General features: G+C 60.6%; 1 tRNA gene. It reads left to right on the forward strand.

What is annotated here, in order from left to right:
- Window positions 1-28 precede the first annotated feature (28 nt).
- Window positions 29-115, forward strand: a tRNA-Leu gene (locus OR16_RS38835).
- Window positions 116-335: the final 220 nt, after the last annotated feature.

A 335-nucleotide genomic window follows, 5' to 3' on the forward strand; every position in this document is an offset into this window, starting at 1 on the left:
CAGCGCTGCAGCAAAGCAGCAAAACGAAGCCCAGATGGCGAAATTGGTAGACGCACTAGGTTCAGGTCCTAGCGGTGGCAACACTGTGGAGGTTCGAGTCCTCTTCTGGGCACCAAGACTCGATGAAAAAGGCCGCTGCTTATGCAGCGGCCTTTTTCTTTTGTGCCGCGCTTTCATGCCGTTGCTACTCGCGCGGCATCCGGGCCGCTTTCAGCGGCACATTTCAGCACTGGGCCACCCAGGGCGGCCCAAGCATGCTGGGCCGTCCTATGCCTCGTCGTCCTTGCGTGCTGGCGGCATTGGCCGGAAGGGATAGCTGCTGGCGTACGAAGCCG

The sequence above is a fragment of the Cupriavidus basilensis OR16 genome (assembly GCF_000243095.1).
GTDB lineage: Bacteria > Pseudomonadota > Gammaproteobacteria > Burkholderiales > Burkholderiaceae > Cupriavidus > Cupriavidus basilensis_D.